The organism is Pseudomonas sp. BMW13 (assembly GCF_013357275.1).
In the GTDB taxonomy this organism is placed as follows: Bacteria; Pseudomonadota; Gammaproteobacteria; order Pseudomonadales; family Pseudomonadaceae; genus Aquipseudomonas; species Aquipseudomonas khazarica.
This window is the reverse complement of the sequence record NZ_SUKD01000027.1, coordinates 1-17,333: the sequence shown is the minus strand read 5'-3', so window position 1 is coordinate 17,333 and position 17,333 is coordinate 1. Positions and strand designations below refer to the sequence as shown.

The window sequence follows — 17,333 nt, the reverse complement described above, 5'->3', positions numbered from 1 at the left end:
TTGTACAGGCCCGACTCGCTGACAATGAGGGGTTCATGGACAAGACTCTGAGTCTTGGCCTAGCAATCTTTTTGCTCCCTTTCTCGGAAGCGTCCAGATAGCCCACGACGCGGCTCGGGGCGTAACGGTAGTTCGTTTTATCCAAGCCGGGTAAAAGGGCTGCGCAGACGTCGGCGGCGACGAACCACGGCTGGCCGTCGAGCTCGATGACGCGCAAGTCCATTAGTCAGGCAGCAAGGTATTTATAGAGCGTGGACAGTCCCATCCTTAGTTGCTTAGCAACAGCGGGCTTTGCCATACCTTCCGCGACAAGTTTTTTTGCCGTTTCAACCAGCGCCGGGTCAAGGGCCTTGCGTCCAGTGTATCTGCCTTCCTGCTTCGCCTTCTCGATGCCTATACGCTGCCTCTCTAGCATCAGCTCGCGCTCCATCTTTGCCATGCCGGCCATCATGGTGAATACCATTTCCCCGGCTGGTGTCGTCACGTCGATGCCCAGGTTGTCGATGTGGAGGCGGACGCCCCTGGCCTTCAAGTCCTCAGCTAGTGCCAAGACTTCAACACTGCTTCGTCCCAAGCGGGATACCTCCCGGACAATCAACGTGTCGCCTTGCTTCAGCTCAGCTAACAGCTTCTTGAAACGAGGGCGGTCGGTGGTCGTCCCGGTGAAGACGTCCTCCACCACATGGTCATAGGCGTACTTGGCCTTGAGGAAGTCGGCTTGCGCTTCGGTGTCCTGGTCGTTGGTGGATACGCGGGCGTAGATGTATGTGGTCATGCCTGTATTTCCATCTGAAGTCTTAGATGATTATAGAATCCATGTTTTCTACTATTAAAACAACCCCAAATAGAAATCTTCTTCACGTCTCTTTAGGGGGTGGTTCAAATAGAAGCTTGGGAGATAGAGGGAAGGTCGCAGTTGGCCATTAGGGCACCGCTGCGGGGTGAAGCGCTGTTGCGTGCTACATGAAGTGGATCATTGCCTGGGTAATGCTAACCCCATGCTCCTTGGCGTATGCCTCAATCAGGGCCATCTTCTTGCCCTTCTCCATGGCCGTCATCGAGGCATTGGACTCCGCTACCCTCTGACGTATGCCCGCCTTCTTGTCGGCAGACTTCCTGACTCCCTTGACCGCGTAGATGCTGCTTTTGAACATCGCCTTGTCAGGGTTGTACTTCGCTTTCTTCTTTCTCTTGGCCATCGGCGTCTCCATGAGCCGCTGGTTCCAGTGCCGCCCGATGCAAGCACCGGCCCCCGGTGGAGGGGGAAAGATAGAGAAGCACATTTACTAAAAGCTGGACAGATTTTTGCGCGCTGGGCCGTAGCTGCAAAGCCATACCCAAACGACACCATGACTCGCAGGAGCGCCTGAACCATACACACCAAGGCGCAGCCCGAACAGTAAAAGGCTGAGGGCGGGGGGGGTAGAGGGGGGACTTAGGCAGGTCGCCAATATCAAAAGAACGAACAGAATTTTTGCCAATTTAGGCCGAAACCTGCTGCTATGATCCCAAGGGAGCCAGAAAATAAAAGGCGACGCAGGGACAGCCACAATGACAATCAACATAGCTGTTGCAACATACGACTCAATTGTTCTTGGCTGCGACAGCCTTTCAAGCGTGGTCGAGCCCGCCGTTTCATTCCGCACTGCAGGCTTCGCCAGAGACGCCAACGGGGTCGAACTCGTAGACGCAAGCGGTCATAAGGTCATATCTACCGCCAACCTGACACATTACGTGACCAACGTGTTCAGCGGCGCTCAAAAAATGTTTCTCCTTTACGAGGATGCAGACACCTCAGTGGCTGCGGTTACAGCAGGCATGGCCACCCTCTGCGGAGTGACAATTGCTGGTATAGCCTCAAGGTTCCGACGCTCAACCTCCCACCAGGTGTTCAACACCGTTGAAGAGGTCGCAAATGAGTTCAAGACGTTCGTCCGGCGCGAGTGGGAGAAAGAGGTTGACTTCGTAAACGCTGACGAGGAAATGAGGCCTTTCTTCCCTGACGTTCAGTTCATTGTGGGCGGATATGGAAAGGATGATGACAGGGGGCGGCTTTTCAAAATCTGGATAGCCCCCGACGTGATTCGAGAGACCGTCAGCACAACGGAAACAGGTACAGGAGCTTGCTGGGGCGGACAAGCCGAGTTCGTGGAACGCCTTCTGATGGGCGTCGATGCCCAGATTGAACAAACTATTACCCGCATCGTGACAGCCGCCTTGAACACCCGGACTCAAAAGACTGTCGAACAAATAACCGAGCAATTGGAGGAAGCAGGAGTGAATATCCCTGATAACCTTCAGCTTGAAGGCGGGCGGGAAGAGCTAGACCTCCCGTGGCGCGATTCGTCGGCTGATATTGACTTCGCTAACCTTCCGACACAGTATGCCGTCGAATTTGTAGAGCTTTTGGTCAATACCCAGTCGGGGATGCAGCGTTTCGCCAACGGCGTAGCTACCGTTGGGGGGCGCACACACGTAGGGGTGCTTCGTCGAGGCGAGAAATTCGAAATGCTCAACGAACCCCAACTCGTTCATAACCATACGGGTTACTCACATGATCTCTGAATATCGTGAAACTTCTGGGCAGCTTGCGAGCAAAGGCCAATCAGAGCGCGACGAGCCTCTGAGTCGCATGTTGCTTGACCGTAGCGGCTCCCTGGAGTCGTCCCAGGATCAGAAAAGGGACGAGCACCGCCGAGTGAAGGTCGATGGCTTTAAGGTCATCTACCACAACGGCTGGTCTTGCTCGGCCTGACCTGCCCTGCCCCCTCCAAAGCCCCGCCATGTGCGGGGTTTTTTGTTTCTTAGGCTGAACTCCTCGTGCTTGTTAAGGCTCCGCGTAAAGCCGGCCCCCAACACCACGACAAGACACCCATTGATAGGAGCATGCACAGAGGTATTTCGTACAAGAAGGTTGTACAATCCCCGCCCTCACACGCAGCTAGAGCCCAGACGGCGTGGGGCTTGAGGTTATCAAGGGTGTCTCGGCGGTTCGATTCCGTCCCTGGGCACCACTGATACATGACAAAGAGCCTCAGCCACGTGCTGGGGCTTTTTGCTTTCTGCCTCCCGCAAATTTCTCGTGCCATTGTTTCGCCTGCGCGACAAGCAACTGTAACCAGGCGACACCTGCGACCCGGCGACCTGCTATCGCCCGGCAAACGGCTTGGCGGTCACGGAAACGCTATGCTAGCTTGGCCGCCAGCCAGGATGGCCCGCCGTACGCCGGAGCGCATTCGAAGAAGAAGAGGATCACACCCCATGGCCGAGGCGACGCCCGCGCTGGAAATCCGCAACCTGCACAAACGCTACGGCGATCTCGAAGTGCTCAAGGGCATTTCCCTGACGGCCAGGGACGGTGACGTCATCTCCATCCTCGGTTCTTCCGGCTCCGGCAAGTCCACCTTCCTGCGCTGCATCAACCTGCTGGAAAACCCGCACGAGGGTCAGATCTTCGTCGCTGGCGAGGAGCTCAAGCTCAAGGCCGCGAAGAACGGCGACCTGATCGCCGCCGACAACAAGCAGATCAACCGCCTGCGCAGCGAGATCGGCTTCGTCTTCCAGAATTTCAATCTGTGGCCGCACATGAGCGTGCTCGACAACATCATCGAGGCGCCGCGCCGCGTACTGGGCCAGAGCAAGGCCGAAGCCACCGAGGTGGCCGAGGCGCTGCTGGCCAAGGTCGGCATCGCCGACAAGCGTCATGTCTATCCCAACCAGCTTTCCGGCGGCCAGCAGCAGCGTGCAGCCATCGCCCGCACCCTGGCCATGCAACCGAAGGTGATCCTCTTCGATGAACCGACTTCGGCCCTCGACCCGGAGATGGTACAAGAAGTGCTTAATGTGATTCGCGCGCTTGCCGACGAGGGTCGCACCATGCTGCTGGTTACCCACGAAATGAGTTTCGCTCGCCAGGTGTCCAGCGAGGTGGTGTTCCTCCACCAGGGCCTGGTCGAGGAGCAGGGGCCACCCGCCCAGGTGTTCGAAAACCCGCAATCGGCACGCTGTAAACAATTCATGTCCAGCAATCGCTAACACGGAGCAACATGCATGCAGAACTATAAGAAGATCCTGCTGGCCGCGGCCGCCACTCTGGCCTTCGGCACCAGCGCTGTCGCCGCTGACAAACTGAAACTCGGCACCGAAGGCGCCTACCCGCCCTTCAACCTGATCGACGCCAGCGGCAAGGTCACCGGCTTCGACGTGGAAATCGGCCAGGCACTGTGCGCCAAGATGAAAGCCGAGTGCGAAGTGGTTACCTCCGACTGGGACGGCATCATCCCGGCCCTGAACGCCAAGAAGTTCGACTTCCTGATCGCCTCCATGTCGATCACCGACGAGCGCAAGCAGGCCGTCGACTTCACCGATGCGTACTACACCAACAAGCTGCAGTTCATCGCACCCAAGTCCGCCGACTTCAAGACCGACGAAGCCAGCCTCAAGGGCAAGGTGATTGGTGCCCAGCGCGCCACCATCGCCGGCACCTGGCTGGAAGACAACCTCGGCAAGGTCGTCGACATCAAGCTGTATGACACCCAGGAAAACGCCTACCTCGACCTGGCCTCCGGCCGTCTCGATGGCGTGCTGGCCGACACCTTCGTCAACTGGGAATGGCTCAAGAGCGATGCCGGCAAGGACTTCGAGTTCAAGGGCGACCCGGTATTCGACAACGACAAGATCGGCATCGCCGTGCGCAAGGGCGACCCGCTGCGCGAGAAGCTGAACACCGCTCTGCAAGCCATCATCGAAGACGGCACCTACAAGCAGATCAACGACAAGTACTTCCCGTTCAGCATCTATTGATGACCTGAAGGCATTGCGCCGCCCAGGCGGCGGCGCAACTGCCCGAGCCCTCCGATGATTTTCGAACTCCACGGATTCGGCCCCGCCCTGGCCGCCGGCACCCTGATGACCGTCAAACTGGCGCTGTCCGCGCTGTCGGTCGGTCTGGTGCTGGGCCTGCTGGGTGCGCTGGCCAAGACTTCGCCGTACAAGCCACTGCAGTGGCTCGGCGGCAGCTACTCCACCATCGTGCGCGGCGTGCCCGAGCTGCTCTGGGTGCTGCTGATCTATTTCGGCACCGTCGGCCTGATGCGCAGCCTGGCCGACCTGCTTGGCATCGAGAGCCTCGAGCTTTCCGCCTTCGCTGCGGGCACCATCGCCCTCGGCCTGTGTTTTGGTGCCTATGCCACCGAAGTGTTCCGCGGCGCCATCCTCGCCATCCCCAAAGGCCACCGCGAAGCGGGCCAGGCACTGGGCATGTCCAGCGGGCGGATTCTCTGGAAGCTGGTCCTGCCGCAGATGTGGCGCATCGCCCTGCCCGGCCTGGGCAACCTGTTCATGATCCTGATGAAGGACACCGCACTGGTCTCGGTGATCGGCCTGGAAGAGATCATGCGCCGCTCGCAGATCGCCGTGACCGCGAGCAAGGAGCCCTTCACCTTCTATATGGTCGCCGCCTTCATCTACCTGGGCCTGACCGTTCTCGCCATGATCGGCCTGCATTTCCTCGAGAAGCGCGCTAGCCGTGGCTTCGTCCGGAGCGCCTCATGAACTGGGAAGTCATCATCAAATGGCTGCCGCGCCTGTCCGAAGGCGCGCTGCTGACACTCGAACTGGTGGCCATTGCCGTCGTGGCCGGCCTGATCGTCGCATTGCCCATGGGCATCGCCCGCGCGTCCAAGCACTGGTACGTGCGCGCCCTGCCCTACGGCTACATCTTCTTCTTCCGTGGCACGCCGCTGCTGGTGCAGCTGTTTCTGGTCTACTACGGCCTGGCGCAGTTCGATGCCGTGCGCCATGGCCCGCTCTGGCCCTACCTGCGTGACCCCTACTGGTGCGCAATCATCACCATGACCCTGCATACCGCGGCCTACATTGCCGAGATCCTGCGCGGCGCCATCCAGGCCGTGCCGCAGGGCGAGGTCGAGGCCGCCCGTGCACTGGGCATGTCACGGGCGCAGGCGATGTTCTACATCATCCTGCCGCGCGCCGCGCGCATCGGCTTGCCGGCCTACAGCAACGAAGTGATCCTGATGCTCAAGGCCAGCGCCCTGGCCAGCACCGTCACCCTGCTGGAACTGACCGGCATGGCGCGCACCATCATTGCCCGCACCTACCTGCCGGTCGAGATCTTCTTCGCGGCCGGCCTGTTCTACCTGGCCATCGCCTTTGTTCTGGTAAGGGCCTTCCGCCTGCTGGAACGCTGGCTGCGCGTCGACGCCTGCCAGGGTCGCTGAGCCGTTCGGGCCGTCCTTTGCGGACGGCCCCTCGCCCGTCACGAGCATCATGTCAGAGCCCTTCCTCACCTCCGGCGACCTGCTCATCCGCTTCCAGGCACTGGACGGCTTCCTCCTGCAGCACCAGGACCTGTGGCGCCCCAGGCCGTTTCATCACCTGCAACTGCCCTGGGAGAGCCAGCTCCCCGAGCTCGCCAACTGGTTGCGCGGCCGCTCGCTGGAGCAGGCAGAGGCCGCCGACAACGCCCCCTACCAGCTCGCAGCACCCGCGCCCTTCGCCGAGCTGGCGCGCCAGGCGCGCCAGCTGAGCGCCCTGGGCGAACTGCCGAACGCGGCCGGCACACAGCGCTCGCACGCGTTCGGCGTCGATGTCCCCGGGCGCAAGATGGCGCAGATCCAGGCCTTCGCCAGCCACCTGTCGTTCGACCAGCGCCCGCGCCACTGGCTCGACTGGTGCTCGGGCAAGGGCCATCTCGGTCGCTGGCTGACCCAGGACGAGCAACGACTGACGTGCCTGGAGTACGACCCGGCGCTGGTGCAGGCCGGTGACCTGCTCAGCCGCCGCCTGGGCGTGCAGGCGGCGCATCTGCATCAGGATGTGCTCCGCGACGACTTCGTCGAGCGACTCGATGCCGGACAGACGCCCGTCGCCCTGCATGCCTGCGGCGACCTCCACGTACGCCTGCTGCAACTGGCCAGGCAGAAAGGCTGTACACAGCTGGCGGTCGCACCCTGCTGCTACAACCGCATTGCCGCCTCGCACTACCAGGCCCTGTCGCAGGTGGCGCAGGCATCGGCGCTGCGCCTGTCACGTGACGACCTCGGCCTGCCGCTCAGCGAAACCGTGACGGCGGGCGCCCGCGTACGTCGCCAGCGCAATCAGTCGATGGCCTGGCGCCTGGCCTTCGACCTGCTGCAACGCCAGCTCAGGGGCGTCGACGAGTACCTGCCGACCCCCTCGCTGCCCAGTGAGTGGTTCAGCAAGCCGTTCGCCAGCTTCTGCCAGGACCTGGCCGCACTGCGTGAGGTACCCGCTCCCGGCGAGCAGGACTGGCAGGCACTGGAGGCCCGCGGCTGGCAACGCCTGGCCGAGGTGCGCAACCTCGAACTGCTGCGCAACCTGTTCCGTCGCCCGCTGGAGCTCTGGCTGCTGCTCGATCGCGCCCTGTACCTGCAGGAGCAGGGCTATGACGTGAAGCTGGGCAGCTTCTGCGACTACCAGCTGACTCCACGCAACCTGCTGCTGGTCGCCGAGCACGCCTGAGTTGCACACAGAAGCTGTGGATAACTCTGTTGATGCTTTCTGGGCAAAAGCACCCAGCACCCGAGGGAATTGCCCTGCGGACATCTGGCTATTTTTCGACCACAAAAATAAGTTGCAGAAAAACAAAGACTTGCGAAAAACCGTGACGAAGCGCACAGCAGCGGTGCGTACTGCTCGGCGATGCCTTCTCTTTGTGCATAAAAGAACCGCTGCTGATAGCCAGGCCCGTAAACATGCGGCTTGAAGGTGGCTTTACTCGTGCCGACGAATGGATATAATGGCGCCCCCACTAAGCCGGTATAGCTCAGCTGGTAGAGCAACTGACTTGTAATCAGTAGGTCCCGGGTTCGACTCCTGGTGCCGGCACCATTTAGTATCAAAGGCCTGCTCTCATGCAGGCCTTTTTTGTTTTACAGCGACCAGTCTTCTATAGCGGCTTCGGCTCCACATGCAGCTGGCAGGAGCCACTGCAAGAGCACGAGGTAGATGTATGCGCATCCTGATCACCGGCGGTGCCGGTTTCATCGGCTCGGCCCTGATTCGCCACCTGATCCGGCAGACTGATCACGAGGTGCTCAACCTCGACAAGCTGACCTATGCCGGCAACCTGGAGTCGCTGGAGACAGTCGCCGACAGCCCGCGCTACCGTTTCGTGCAGGCGGACATCGCCGATAGCGAACAGGTCGCCGTGACGCTGGCCGAGTTCCAGCCGGATGCCGTGATGCACCTGGCTGCAGAATCACATGTCGACCGCTCCATCGACGGCCCCGCCGCATTCATCCAGACCAACATCGTCGGCACCTACAGCCTGCTGGAAAGTGTCCGCAGCTACTGGCTCGGGCTCGATGCCGAACGCCAGGCCGCCTTCCGCTTCCACCACATCTCAACCGACGAGGTGTACGGCGACCTGCACGGCGTCGACGACCTGTTCAGCGAGACCACGCCCTACGCACCCAGCTCCCCGTACTCGGCCAGCAAGGCGGCGTCCGACCACCTGGTGCGCGCCTGGCTGCGCACCTATGGCCTGCCGGTGCTGATCTCCAACTGCTCGAACAACTACGGCCCGTACCACTTCCCCGAGAAGCTCATCCCGCTGATGATCCTCAACGCCCTGGCCGGCAAACCACTGCCGGTCTACGGGAATGGCCAGCAGGTGCGCGACTGGCTCTATGTCGAAGACCACGCCCACGCGCTGCTCAAGGTGGTCAGCGAGGGCCAGGTGGGCGAGACCTACAACATTGGCGGGCACAACGAGCAGAAGAATCTCGACGTGGTGCATGCCATCTGCGCGCTGCTGGAAGAACTGGCGCCGCAGAAACCGGCCGGCATTGCCCGCTACGAGGAGCTGATCACCTACGTGCAGGATCGCCCCGGTCATGACCTGCGCTACGCCATCGACGCCAGCAAGATCGAGCGCGAGCTGGGTTGGGTACCAGAGGAAACCTTCGCCAGCGGCCTGCGCAAGACGGTGCAGTGGTACCTGGACAACCTCGACTGGTGCCGCCGCGTGCAGGATGGCAGCTATCAGGGCCAGCGGCTCGGCGCACTTTAAGGAGTCTCAATGAAAGGCATCATCCTCGCCGGCGGCTCCGGCACGCGTCTGCACCCCATTACCCTCGGCGTGTCCAAGCAGCTGCTGCCGATCTACGACAAGCCGATGATCTACTACCCGCTGTCGGTGCTGATGCTCGCCGGCATCCGCGAGATCCTGATCATCTCCACCCCCGAGGACCTGCCGAATTTCAGCAAGATGCTCGGCGACGGCAGCCAGTTCGGCATCACCTTGCAGTACGCCGAACAACCCTCGCCCGACGGTCTGGCCCAGGCCTTCCTGATCGGCGAGTCGTTCATCGGCAGTGACTCGGTGTGCCTGATCCTCGGCGACAACATCTTCCACGGCCAGCGCTTCACCGAGATGCTGCTGCGTGCCGCCAGCCACGACAGCGGCGCCACCGTGTTCGGCTACTGGGTCAGCGACCCCGAGCGCTTTGGCGTGGTGGAGTTCGATGCCGCTGGCAACGCCCTGTCGATCGAGGAGAAACCGGCCAAGCCGAAATCGAGCTTCGCCGTGACCGGCCTGTACTTCTATGACAACGACGTGGTGCGCATCGCCAAGGCCGTCAAGCCATCGGCACGTGGCGAACTGGAGATCACCGACGTCAACAACGCCTACCTGGCCCGTGGCGATCTGCGCGTGGAGCGTTTCGGCCGTGGCTTCGCCTGGCTCGACACCGGCACCCACGACAGCCTGATCGACGCCTCGCAGTACGTGCAGACGGTGGAAAAGCGCCAGGGCCTGAAAGTCGCCTGCCTCGAGGAGATCGCCTACCAGCAGGGCTGGATCGACCGGGACCAGCTGCTGAGGTGCGCCAAGGCGCTGGGCAAGACCGGCTACGGCCAATACCTGTACAAACTGGCGGAGGAATCGCAGTGAAGGTGATCGAGACCGCACTGCCGGAAGTGCTGATCCTGGAGCCCCAGGTGTTCGGTGACGAACGCGGCTTCTTCTTCGAGAGTTTCAATGCCAGGCGCTTTGCCGAGGCCACCGGCCTGCAGCGCGACTTCGTGCAGGACAATCACTCGCGCTCGGCGCGCGGTGTGCTGCGCGGCCTGCACTATCAACTGCAGCAGGCCCAGGGCAAGCTGGTGCGGGTCAGCGCCGGCGAGGTCTACGACGTGGCCGTGGACGTGCGCCGCAGCTCGGCGAATTTCGGCAAATGGGTCGGCGTACACCTGTCGGCCGAGAACAAGCGCCAGCTCTGGGTACCCGAGGGTTTCGCCCATGGCTTCCTGGTGCTGAGCGACTACGCCGAGTTCCTCTACAAGACCACTGACTACTACGCACCGGCCCACGAACGCTGCATCTACTGGGATGACGCGCAACTGGCCATCGACTGGCCGCTCGACGGCCTGACGCCACAGCTGTCGCTCAAGGACCAGCAGGGCGTGAGCCTGAGCGAGGCCGAGACCTTCGCATGAAGATTCTGCTCAGCGGCCACACCGGCCAGGTTGCCCAAGCCCTGCAGCACGCACTCGCCGATCACCAGCTGCTGAGCCTGGGACGCCAGGCCTTCGATCTGGAGCAACCCGCCAGCCTGCGCGAGACGATCCTGCGTGAAAGCCCGCAACTGCTGATCAACGCCGCCGCCTACACGGCCGTGGACCTGGCCGAGCAGGAGCCCGAGCGCGCCTTCGCCGTCAACGCCGAAGCCCCAGGCGCCATGGCCAAGGCCTGCGCAGAGCTGGGTATCCCGCTGATCCACTACTCTACCGATTACGTCTTCGATGGCAGCAAGAACGGCGCGTACCAGGAAGACGATGCCAGCAATCCGCTCGGCGTATACGGCGCAAGCAAGCTGGCCGGCGAGCAGGCCGTGGCCGCCAGCGGCTGCGAGCACCTGATCCTGCGCACCAGCTGGGTCTACTCGCGCCACGGGCGCAACTTCCTGCTGACCATGCAGCGCCTGCTGCAGGAGCGCGAGGAGTTGAAGGTGGTCGACGATCAGATCGGCGCCCCGACCTGGGCCGGCAGCATCGCGGCAGCCAGCGCCGAGCTGATCCAGGCCTGGCAGCAGGGCAATCGCCACTGGGGCACCTATCACCTGACCAACCAGGGCCAGACCAGCTGGTTCGGCTTCGCTCAGGCCATCGCCGAGCACCTGCGCACCGCCGGCAAGCCCTGCGCCAGGCTGCTGCCGATCCCCAGCAGCGACTACCCGACCCCGGCCCGCCGTCCGCTCAACTCGTGCCTGGACGGCACGCGCCTGGCGCGCGACTGGAACCTGCGCCTGGCCGACTGGCGCCAGGCACTGCAACAGTGCCTGGGTGAAACGCCCTAGAGCTTCTGCGCAAGGCCACCCAGCACAGGCCCATTCACCCCTGCCCTAGGCGGTGAAGCGCTGAATCTGCTGCTGCAGACCACTGGCCAGTTGCGCGAGATCGCGGCTGGCCAGTGAGCTCTGCTCGGCACCGTTGACCACCTCGCCGATGCTGTCGTTGAGCCCGTTGATGTTCTGGCTGATCTCGCTGGCCACCGCCGTCTGCTCCTCGGTGGCGGCCGATATCTGCACGTTGCCGTCGGCAATGCCCTCGATGGCGAGCGCGATGTGATTGAGCACCTCGTCGGCCTCCTTGGCGTGGCTGACGCTGTTCTGCGCCTGCTCGCGCGACTGCTGCATGGCGCTGACCGCACTGCGTGCGCCGCTCTGCAAGCCCTCGATCATGCTGCGGATCGACTCGGTGGCCTTCTGGGTATTGCTGGCCAGTGCCCGCACCTCGTCGGCCACCACGGCGAAGCCACGCCCGGCCTCGCCCGCACGCGCCGCCTCGATGGCGGCGTTGAGCGCCAGCAGGTTGGTCTGCTCGGCGATGCTCTGGATCACGCCCAGCACCTTGCTGATCTCGTCACTCTGGCTGTGCAGGCTGTCGATCACCTTGCCGGCCTCGTCCACCGACGAGGACAGGCCGCGAATGGCGTTCAGGTTGGCCTGTACCAGATCGCGCCCCTGGCGCGCCTCGCGGTTGGCACCCGCCGCTGCGCCAGCCATGCTCTGCGCATTCTGCGCCACCTCCTGCACCGCCACGCTCATCTCGTGCACCGCCGTGGCCACCATGTTGGTCTGGTCGCCCTGGCTGGTCGCGGCCTGGCTGGCCTGGGCACTGATCGCGCTCATTTCCTCGGCAGCCGCAGCCAGCTGGGTGGCGGTCTCGGTCAGGTGGCGGATCAACGCCTGCTGATGTTCGAGCAGGGTATTGAAGGCCCGCGCCGTGTCGGCGACCTCGTCGCGACCATCGGCGCTGGCCCGCAGGGTCAGGTTGGCGTTCTCCTGCACCTCGCTGATCACACCGCGCAGGGCCGACAGTGGACGGATGATCGACAGGCCGATCACCAGGGCCACCAGCAGCACCAGCAGCAGCGCGACCACACCGATGCCGATGAAGGTATTGCGCATCGACTGGTACAGCTCACCGGTACGAACCCCGAGCTTTTCCCCCTCGCTGAGCTGCAGGGCGATCAGTTGCTCCAGCTCGCTGCCGAGCGGATCGAAGGTGCCGTACAGCTCGCGGTTGAAGCTGCGCGGCTCGATCGCCCGCAGCTGGCCGCCATCGAGTTTGCCCATGTACTGGTCCACCAGTTGCTGCACCTGCTGCAGGTCGACGCGCACCCGTTCGACCCTGGCCTTTTCGTCCGCGGTCATGTTGGTCGCCAGGTAGGCCTTCCAGGCCTGGTCGCCGCGTTGGCGGGCCGAGGCCAGGGCCTCGCGCAGCTTGGCCTCGTCGAAGAGTTCGGCGCGGTATTTGTGCAGGGAGTCGACGATGGTCACCGCGTAGGCGTCGGCGAAGACCTTGAGCTGGCTGACCGGTTGCATCCGGTCCTTGAACAGTTCCTCGAAGCTCTGGTTCAGCCGACTGGCGTTGTTCACCGCCATGCCGATCACCAACACCAGCACCACCAATGGCAGCAGCGCGAGGAACAACAAACGCATACGAACGGTGAGTCGTGACAGCATGGCTGTTCTCCTGCAGGACAACGCGCATGTATCGTCCCTGCGGAGCGCAACGGGTGGCCCATGGATCCCTGGCACCACCAGACAACAGGCATCCTCTCGGCAGCAGAGGCACGCGACCCGACCTCGCCGGGCCACGAACACGCGCACTTACCGATGGCGCTACGTTACAGTATCGACCATATCCTGAATTCTGCACCGACCATCGCCCGCCCACCTTCAACAGTCATCTTCCATGCCCAGGCCTCCCCATCCCCGTCGTCTCCGCTGGCGCAGCCTGTTGCTGCTGGCCCTGCTGCTGGCGCCTCTGCTGTGGCCGGTGCACTTTCTCGCCGAACGCTACTACCGCGGCGTGCTCACCGAGCAGAACCGCCAGACGCTGGACCTGTACGTGGCCAACCTGCTCGGCACCCTGCGCCGCTACGAGGTGCTGCCGCAGATCCTCGGCGACCTGCCGGGGCTGCGCGCCGCCCTCTATGCACCGCAGGACCCGGCCGCGCTGGACGACGCCAACCGCCTGCTGGCGCGCATCCGCAAGCAGACCGGGGCCGACGTGATCTACCTGATGAATCCGCGCGGCATCACCCTGGCGGCCTCCAACTGGGACCAGTCCGACAGCTTCGTCGCGGGCAACTTCGCCTTCCGCCCCTATTTTCGCGAGGCACTGGCCGGGCGCCTGGGGCGTTTCTTCGGCCTGGGCACCACCTCCGGCAAGCGCGGCTACTACTTCGCCTACCCGGTACGCGATGGCGAGCGCAACATCGGCGCACTGGTGGTCAAGGTCGACCTGGACCACACCGAAACGCTGTGGGGCAACACCCCGGAGCAGCTGATGGTGACCGACATCAATGGCGTGGTGATCCTCACCTCGCGCCCGGACTGGCGCTTTCACGCCAGCCGCCCGCTGGACCGCGCCGAGCAACTGGCGATCGCCGCCAACCAGCCCTACCCCACGCAGGCGCCGCCGGTGCTGGACCTCGACCCGGGCGCCTGGCTGACGCAGAGCCGTGCCCTCGATGAGACCGGCTGGACAGTGAGCATCCTCGCCCCGCACATCCTGCTCGACCGCCCGGTGCGTACTGCCGTGGCCGTCGGCGCCGCCGCCCTGCTGGCCCTGTTGCTGCTGCTCGGCCTGATGATGCAACGCCGTCGCCACTACCTCGAACGCATCGCCTTCGACACCCAGACCAAGGCGGACCTGGAGCAACGGGTGACCGAACGCACCCAGGACCTGGAACTGCTCAACAGCCGCCTCAAGCAGGAAGTGCTGGAGCGCGAGCAGGCCCAGCAGGAGCTGGTACGCGCCCAGGACGAACTGGTGCAGGCCGGCAAGCTGTCCGCGCTCGGCACCATGAGCGCCAGCATCAGCCACGAACTCAATCAGCCGCTGGGCGCGATCCGCAGCTACGCCGAGAACGCCAGCACCCTGCTCGACCACCAGCGCAGTGACGACGCCCGCGCCAACCTCAGGCTGATCAGCGAACTGACCGAGCGCATGGCGTCGATCATCGCTCACCTGCGCGCCTTCGCCCGGCGCGACCGCCATGCGCCCGAGCGCGTCGCCCTGCAGCCCGCGCTGGACGATGCCCTGTCGCTGCTGGCCAAGCGGCGCAGAAGCATGGATGTCGAGCTGATACGCGACCTGCCGGACGCCACGCTGTGGGTCCAGGCCGGCGAGACCCGGCTGCGCCAGGTGCTCGGCAACCTGCTGGGCAATGCCCTCGATGCCCTGGTCGACAAGGCGCCGCCACGGCGGATCTGGATCAGCGTCGAGCAGCAGGCCGACCATCTCGACCTGCTGCTGCGCGACAACGGTCCGGGGTTCTCCGCCGAATCCCTGGCGCGTGCCCGCGAACCCTTCTTCACCACCAAGACCAGCGCCCAGGGCCTGGGCCTCGGCCTGGCGATCTGCGAAAGCCTGGTACGCGCCCTGGACGGCGAGCTGCTGCTGGCCAATCATCCGGCTGGCGGCGCGCTGATCACCCTGCGCCTGCGCCTGGCCACCCCAGGCGTCAACCTGCAACCTTCAGAGGACCCCTCGCCATGACCAGCGACAGCGCCATCGACAGCCGCATCCAGGTATTGCTGATCGACGACGACGCCCATCTGCGCCAGGCGCTCAGCCAGACGCTGGATCTGGCCGGGTTCAAGGTCCTCAGCCTGGGCAATGCCCAGGGCCTGGCCGCGCGCATTCCGGCCGGCTGGCCAGGCGTGGTGGTCAGCGACATCCGCATGCCTGGCATCGATGGCCTGGAGCTGCTGCAGCAACTGCGTGAACGCGATGCCGAACTGCCGGTGCTGCTGATCACAGGCCACGGCGACGTGCCGCTGGCCGTGCAGGCGATGCGCGCGGGCGCCTATGACTTCCTGGAGAAGCCATTCGCCAACGATGACCTGCTCGACAGCGTGCGCCGGGCACTCGAACTGCGCCGCCTGGTCCTGGACAACCGCAGCCTGCGCATGGCGCTGACCGACCGCCAGCAGCTGGCCAGCCGCCTGGTCGGCCAGTCGGCGGCCATGCACCGCCTGCGTGAACAGATCGGCGCCCTCGCCGGCATCGCCACCGATGTGCTGATCCTCGGCGAGACGGGTGCCGGCAAGGAGGTGGTGGCGCGCGCCCTGCACGACCTGTCCAACCGCCGCAACGGCCCCTTCGTCGCCATCAACGCGGGGGCGCTGGCCGAATCGGTGGTCGAAAGCGAGCTGTTCGGCCATGAGGCCGGGGCCTTCACCGGGGCGCAGAAACGCCGCATCGGCAAGTTCGAGTTCGCCAACGGCGGCACCCTGTTCCTCGACGAGATCGAGAGCATGAGCCTGGACGTGCAGGTCAAGTTGCTGCGCCTGCTGCAGGAGCGCGTGGTCGAACGCCTCGGCGGCAACCAGTTGATCCCGCTGGATATCCGCGTCATCGCCGCGACCAAGGAAGACCTGCGCCAGGCCGCCGATGCCGGGCGTTTCCGGGCCGACCTCTACTACCGCCTGAATGTCGCACCGCTGTCCATTCCGCCACTGCGCGAGCGCGGCGAAGATGCCCTGCTGCTGTTCCAGCACTTCGCCGATGGCGCCGCCGCACGCCACGCCCTGGCCTCGCGCGAGCTGCAGCCCGGGCAGCGCGCGCTGCTGCTGAGGCATCCATGGCCGGGCAACGTGCGCGAACTGCAGAATGCCGCCGAACGCTTCGCCCTCGGCCTGGAACTGGCGCTGGACAGCAACGCGCCGAACCTGCCGCCGGTCAACGGCGGCCTCAGCGAACAGGTGGAAGCCTTCGAGCGTGCCTTGATCGCCGCCGAGCTGAGCCGCCCGCACGGTTCGCTGCGCAGCCTGGCCGAAGCCCTGGGCGTGCCGCGCAAGACCCTGCACGACAAACTGCGCAAGCACGGCCTGAATTTCTCCGGCGCTGGCGGAAGCTCGCCAGAGGATTTCGACTGACTGGCGGCAAACCGCCAGATTCGTCCGCCCCGACAGCGCCGCAAGCGCCTCGAAAGCCCCCGGCCACGCTTGGCCAGAGGCCATCGAGGCCGCTGGCGATGGGCTTCTGCGCGCTTGTCATGCGCCTGCCACAGAGGCCTGGCACAAGGGTTGCTCTAGACTTGCCCCAAGCGAACCCACAAGTACAAGTCCAGGCCTCGCTGACGCCACCGGCGTTTTTCTCCAAGCCGCCTAGACTTGCTCTTGTCTGTTCGTCAGCAGCGCCCCGGCGCCAATGCGATAAACACAACAAGAGGAAGCATCCGCATGTTCAAACTGACTGCCAAGGCGCTGGCTTGCGCCCTGTCCCTGTCCATCGCTGGCGTCGTTCACGCCGCCGACCCGATCGTCATCAAGTTCTCCCACGTCGTTGCCGAGCACACCCCGAAGGGCCAGGGTGCCATGCTGTTCAAGCAACTGGCTGAAGAGCGCCTGGGCGACAAGGTCAAGGTCGAGGTCTACCCGAACTCCTCGCTGTTCGGCGACGGCAAGGAAATGGAAGCGCTGCTGCTCGGTGACGTGCAGATCATTGCCCCGTCCCTAGCCAAGTTCGAGCATTACACCAAGCAACTGCAGGTATTCGACCTGCCGTTCCTGTTCGACGACATGGCTGCGGTCGATCGCTTCCAGAAAGGTCCGGAAGGCCAGAAGCTGCTGACCTCCATGACCGACAAGGGCATCACCGGCCTGGCCTACTGGCACAACGGTCTCAAGCAGCTGTCGGCCAACAAGCCGCTGCGCGAGCCGAAGGACGCCCGTGGCCTGAAGTTCCGCGTACAGGCTTCCGCCGTACTGGAAGAGCAGTTCAAGGCCGTGCGCGCCAACCCGCGCAAGATGAGCTTCGCCGAGGTCTAC

Annotated in this window: 15 protein-coding genes, 1 tRNA gene and 2 pseudogenes; 14 read left to right on the top strand and 4 right to left on the bottom strand. The window is 63.8% G+C overall.

Translation table 11 applies throughout. The features are described from left to right. Positions 1-226: 226 nt before the first annotated feature. Complete coding sequence (locus E4487_RS19480) at positions 227-775, bottom strand: recombinase family protein (RefSeq protein WP_175254159.1); 549 nt, start codon at positions 773-775, stop codon at positions 227-229. Between the two features lie 184 nt (positions 776-959). Further along, complete coding sequence (locus E4487_RS19475) at positions 960-1,199, bottom strand: hypothetical protein (protein ID WP_175254158.1); 240 nt, start codon at positions 1,197-1,199, stop codon at positions 960-962. A 352-nt stretch (positions 1,200-1,551) separates the two neighbouring features. Between E4487_RS19475 and E4487_RS19470 the strand changes: the two genes are divergently transcribed. From E4487_RS19470 to rfbD, 11 genes are all read left to right on the top strand, one after another. Then, on the top strand, positions 1,552-2,565 hold the full coding sequence (locus E4487_RS19470; RefSeq protein ID WP_175254157.1) for a hypothetical protein: 1,014 nt from the start codon (positions 1,552-1,554) through the stop codon (positions 2,563-2,565). A gap of 696 nt (positions 2,566-3,261) precedes the next feature. Next, positions 3,262-4,035: an ABC transporter ATP-binding protein gene (locus tag E4487_RS19465; protein WP_037055322.1), complete on the top strand. Its 774-nt coding sequence runs from the start codon at positions 3,262-3,264 to the stop codon at positions 4,033-4,035. A gap of 15 nt (positions 4,036-4,050) precedes the next feature. Further along, entirely contained in the window at positions 4,051-4,803 is a 753-nt protein-coding gene (locus tag E4487_RS19460) for an ABC transporter substrate-binding protein (RefSeq protein ID WP_047586557.1), read from the top strand. Positions 4,804-4,857: 54 nt separating this feature from the next. Further along, positions 4,858-5,553 carry an ABC transporter permease gene (locus E4487_RS19455; RefSeq protein ID WP_175254156.1) on the top strand — a complete coding sequence of 232 codons (696 nt, stop codon included), beginning with the start codon at positions 4,858-4,860 and terminating at the stop codon, positions 5,551-5,553. Further along, the gene (locus E4487_RS19450) at positions 5,550-6,239 is read left to right on the top strand and encodes an ABC transporter permease (protein ID WP_047586493.1); all 690 of its coding nucleotides are present in this window, start codon (positions 5,550-5,552) and stop codon (positions 6,237-6,239) included. The genes E4487_RS19455 and E4487_RS19450 overlap by 4 nt, the downstream gene beginning before the upstream one ends. A 49-nt stretch (positions 6,240-6,288) precedes the next feature. Further along, positions 6,289-7,503 (top strand): methyltransferase, encoded by a 1,215-nt coding sequence (locus E4487_RS19445; RefSeq protein ID WP_175254155.1) that lies wholly within the window; start codon positions 6,289-6,291, stop codon positions 7,501-7,503. A gap of 293 nt (positions 7,504-7,796) precedes the next feature. After that, positions 7,797-7,872, top strand: a tRNA-Thr gene (locus E4487_RS19440). A 121-nt stretch (positions 7,873-7,993) separates the two neighbouring features. Continuing rightward, positions 7,994-9,055 carry a dTDP-glucose 4,6-dehydratase gene (gene rfbB, locus E4487_RS19435; RefSeq protein WP_175254154.1) on the top strand — a complete coding sequence of 354 codons (1,062 nt, stop codon included), beginning with the start codon at positions 7,994-7,996 and terminating at the stop codon, positions 9,053-9,055. Between the two features lie 9 nt (positions 9,056-9,064). Continuing rightward, entirely contained in the window at positions 9,065-9,937 is an 873-nt protein-coding gene (gene rfbA, locus E4487_RS19430) for a glucose-1-phosphate thymidylyltransferase RfbA (RefSeq protein WP_175254153.1), read from the top strand. Then, positions 9,934-10,482, top strand: a complete 549-nt coding sequence (rfbC, locus tag E4487_RS19425) for a dTDP-4-dehydrorhamnose 3,5-epimerase (RefSeq protein WP_037055341.1) — start codon at positions 9,934-9,936, stop codon at positions 10,480-10,482. Before rfbA ends, rfbC begins: the two co-directional genes overlap by 4 nt. Further along, positions 10,479-11,342, top strand: a complete 864-nt coding sequence (rfbD, locus tag E4487_RS19420; RefSeq protein ID WP_175254152.1) for a dTDP-4-dehydrorhamnose reductase — start codon at positions 10,479-10,481, stop codon at positions 11,340-11,342. Before rfbC ends, rfbD begins: the two co-directional genes overlap by 4 nt. Before the next feature lie 45 nt (positions 11,343-11,387). Here the strand turns inward: rfbD and E4487_RS24965 are convergent, their stop codons facing one another. Beyond that, complete coding sequence (locus tag E4487_RS24965) at positions 11,388-12,116, bottom strand: methyl-accepting chemotaxis protein (RefSeq protein ID WP_373921548.1); 729 nt, start codon at positions 12,114-12,116, stop codon at positions 11,388-11,390. A gap of 135 nt (positions 12,117-12,251) precedes the next feature. Then, positions 12,252-13,013 (bottom strand): annotated as a pseudogene (locus E4487_RS24960) (Tar ligand binding domain-containing protein); the annotation flags it as partial. Between the two features lie 232 nt (positions 13,014-13,245). Between E4487_RS24960 and E4487_RS19410 the strand changes: the two are divergent. The 3 genes and pseudogenes from E4487_RS19410 to dctP form a co-directional block, all read left to right on the top strand. Then, the gene (locus tag E4487_RS19410; RefSeq protein ID WP_150606954.1) at positions 13,246-15,057 is read left to right on the top strand and encodes an ATP-binding protein; all 1,812 of its coding nucleotides are present in this window, start codon (positions 13,246-13,248) and stop codon (positions 15,055-15,057) included. After that, positions 15,054-16,439: a sigma-54 dependent transcriptional regulator gene (locus tag E4487_RS19405; RefSeq protein ID WP_150606956.1), complete on the top strand. Its 1,386-nt coding sequence runs from the start codon at positions 15,054-15,056 to the stop codon at positions 16,437-16,439. The genes E4487_RS19410 and E4487_RS19405 overlap by 4 nt, the downstream gene beginning before the upstream one ends. A 306-nt stretch (positions 16,440-16,745) precedes the next feature. Then, positions 16,746-17,333 (top strand): annotated as a pseudogene (dctP, locus tag E4487_RS19400) (C4-dicarboxylate TRAP substrate-binding protein DctP); the annotation flags it as partial.